The sequence below is a fragment of the Cupriavidus sp. HPC(L) genome, assembly GCF_000307735.3.
GTDB lineage: Bacteria > Pseudomonadota > Gammaproteobacteria > Burkholderiales > Burkholderiaceae > Cupriavidus.
In genome coordinates this window covers 1-3,327 of sequence record NZ_AMPR02000276.1, presented here as the reverse complement: position 1 = coordinate 3,327, position 3,327 = coordinate 1, and the positions used below count along the sequence as shown (strand labels likewise).

The window sequence follows — 3,327 nt, the reverse complement described above, 5'->3', positions numbered from 1 at the left end:
GTGGCGCCGCCATTGCTGCTCGGACCTTCGACTGCAGGATTGGGGGAGGCGGGTTGGGAGTGGGCCGGCGGCAATGCCATCGCGGCCAGAAGCCATGCCGTGGTCAGCATGGCGCCACGCCGGCGCGGCGTGGCGACAGTCGAATCGATCCTCGTCATCAATGCCAAATAAACGGTGAACGCCCGCTGTGCGTCCGTCTGGCCAGGTTCCCCTCGGTAGCTGCGGCGGGGGCGGCGCTCTGTGCAATACGATGCGCCTTGTCGGGCGGAGTCTACACCAATGTCGCACGCCGTCCGCTCGCGCAGACCGCGGGCGCAACAAAAACGTCCGCCTTGGGGGCGGACGTTGGATCGTTGCCACATTGGGGCGTGGCCGACGGCGAGAGGGTCGCGCGGACCGTCGCGGAAGCCGCCGGCCATGCCCGGGGATCAGTGCGCGAACAGCCAGATCAGGACCAGCACGAAGGCGGGTACACCCAGCAACCAGGCGAGGATATAAGGCATGGTTTCGCTCCTTGTCGTGAACTCCATGGCTTCACTATAGGGAGCGCGGCCGGGGCCTACTGTCGGGACCCCTCCGCTAGGCTTGTAGGACTGGGCCGACCGGCTGTCCGACGGGCTGCCCGCATGGGCGCTGCATATCGGTGCGCTGCATCAATGCGCACCGTGCCCGCTCAATCCTCGTCGTCCTCGCTGTCGAGGAAGTCGCGCCGGATCATCCAGTTGCGGATGGCCTCGTCGCAGACCTTCTTCAGCTTCTGGCGGTCCGGCAGCTTGTCGAACAGCTCGAAATTGACCAGCGCCATGCCTGCATCGGTGATGTAGAACAGGCGCGCGGGATCGTCGTAGTGGACGATGCGGCCGTCGATGTCGGAGTCGTCGCTCTCGGTCGGCATGTCCTCCAGCTCGACCACGCGGCAGGTGAAGCGCGGGCTGCGGGTATGGGTCAGATACTCGAATTCGTCGTGCATCACTTCGCCCCCCTTGCCGGTGGCGATGGCGAAGCCCCAGATGAAGCGGGGCATCGGCAGATCGGACAGATCGTCTATCTCGTCCATGGTGTTCTCCCTGATTCGATGACCCGCATTATCGCTCGGACACCATGGTCCCGCCCACCATTCACCAATCCCTCGCGGACTGGCGCGGCGCGCCTATCGTTGCGCGCGGCAGTTCGCGTAGACCGGGGGCGCGTTTTCGCCCTGCGTGGCGTCCTGCAGCATGGCCTCGTCGCCCTTGGTCCACCAGACGTGCTGGCCATGCGCGTAGCGTGCCCCGGACGCGCTGAGGACGGTGACGAACAGCAGCGGCTTGCCGTCGAGCCGCAGGATCGCGATCTGGTTGTCGGCACTGTTGAAATAGCGTGCGGTCAGCCGTTTGTCGTCGTCGCAGCGGTAATGCACGGTGATCGGTGGGTCGAAGCGCACGCCGTCGATGCCGGGGCGGGCCTGTGCGGGCGCGGTGAACGAGGCGGCCGCGAGCAGCGCGGCCCAGGCCATCAGCGCGGCGCGGCGAAAGGGGAGGGGCTTGGCCATGTCGGTGGGTTCCTGCGGGGGAGACGGTCCAGGGGCAATCGATCAGGAGGCGCGCCCGCGCATGACGCTCACCGTCCCGCGCCGGCATCGAGACGATAGCTCGCCGCGAGGCCGCGCAGGCTGTCCACCTCCGCTTGTTGCCAGGCGGCGTCGTGGCCCAGTTCTTCCGCGAGGATCGCGGCCACGCGCGGAGCCACCGCGTCGGCCGCGCGCGCGTCGAGGAACAGCAGGCGATTGCGGCGCGCGACCACGTCCTCGACCTTGCGCGCCAGTTCATAGCGGGCGGCGAAACGGACATGGGCCTCGGTCAGGCCGGATTCGGGCGCGATGACGTTGTCCGCGCCGGGCAGGCTGCGCAGCAGGCCCAGATCGCCGCCATAGTAGCGGTCCGGCGCGTTCAGGTTGGCCTGCTGGCCGGCCCATGCGCCCGCGCCATGCAGCGGCAGGTCGGCGGTCACGCAGGGCGCGGCGCGCAGCATCTGGCGCCGAATCGCGGTGTCGATGACATCCTCGGCCATCTTGCGGTAGGTGGTCCATTTGCCGCCGGTCACGGTGATCAGGCCCGCCTTCGAGACCACGATCGTGTGCTCGCGCGACAGCGAGGCGGTCGAGTTTTCGCCGGTCGCCTTGACCAGCGGGCGCAAGCCGGCCCAGACGCTGGTGACATCGTCGCGGGTGGGATCGCGCGACAGATAGCGCGCGGCGGTCTCCAGGATGAAGTCGACGTCGTCGTCCTCGGCGCGCGGCTCCAGCGGCAGGTCACGGCGCGGCGTGTCGGTGGTGCCGACGATCGTATGGCCGTTCCAGGGTACCAGGAAGAGCACGCGGCCGTCGTCGGTCTTGGGCACCAGGATCGCGCGATCGCCGGGCAGGAAGCTGCGCGGCAGCGTCAGGTGTACGCCCTGGCTGGGCGCGACCATCATCTGCGCGCGCTCGTCCTCCATGCGCCTTACCGCGTCGACCCAGACGCCGGTGGCATTGATCACGCATTCGGCATGCAGCGTCAGTTCGGCATCGCCGAGCTCGTCGCGCACCGTGACGCCGCCGACCAGGCCCGCCTGCATCACGAGACCGGTCACGCGGGCATAGTTCAGCGCGACACCGCCCAGATCGAACAGCGTGCGCATCAGCGCGATCGCGAGGCGCGCGTCGTCGAACTGGCCGTCGAAATACAGGTTCGCGCCGCGCAGCGGCCGGCCGCCGACATGCTCGGCCAGCGTCGGCGCCGCGTCCAGTGCCTGCTGGTGGTTGAGCCAGCGGCTGTCCATCAGGTTGCGGCTGCCGGCCAGCATGTCGTAGACCTTCAGGCCGATGCCGTAGAAGGGCTGGTCGAACAGCTGATAGGCGGGCACCACGAAGCCCAGCGGCCACACCAGGTGCGGCGCGTTGCGGGCCAGCATGCCGCGCTCCTGCAGCGCCTCGCGCACCAGCCCGATATTGCCCTGGGCCAGGTAACGCACGCCGCCGTGCACCAGCTTGGTGGCCTTGCTCGAGGTGCCCTTGGCGAAGTCGGCGGCCTCCAGCAGCAGCGTGCGGTAGCCGCGCGAGGCGGCATCGACCGCGGTGCCGAGTCCGGTCGCGCCGCCCCCGATCACGATCACGTCCCAGCGGCGCTCGCGCTCCAGCGTGGCGAGCAGCGCCGCGCGATCCGGGGGCAGGGTAGGGTTGGGTGTCTGCATGGCAAGGAAAGCGGTGCGAATCGGATCGGTGGGTAAGACGGTTCGAGGGCGCGGGCTCAACTGGCCGACGGGGCATTGGCCGATGCCGCATTGGCCGGCGCCGCGTCGTCGCGCGCC

3 protein-coding genes are annotated in these 3,327 nt (G+C 68.9%); all 3 read right to left on the bottom strand.

Features of this window, described 5'->3' with window-relative positions:
- Positions 1–673: 673 nt before the first annotated feature.
- Positions 674–1,057, bottom strand: coding sequence for a hypothetical protein (locus B551_RS15505; RefSeq protein ID WP_006577295.1), 384 nt, complete (start codon positions 1,055–1,057; stop codon positions 674–676).
- Positions 1,058–1,150: 93 nt separating this feature from the next.
- The gene (locus B551_RS15500) at positions 1,151–1,531 is read right to left on the bottom strand and encodes an MliC family protein (RefSeq protein ID WP_023264471.1); all 381 of its coding nucleotides are present in this window, start codon (positions 1,529–1,531) and stop codon (positions 1,151–1,153) included.
- Positions 1,532–1,599: 68 nt separating this feature from the next.
- Positions 1,600–3,210 (bottom strand): glycerol-3-phosphate dehydrogenase/oxidase, encoded by a 1,611-nt coding sequence (locus B551_RS15495; protein WP_006577297.1) that lies wholly within the window; start codon positions 3,208–3,210, stop codon positions 1,600–1,602.
- Positions 3,211–3,327 lie beyond the last annotated feature (117 nt).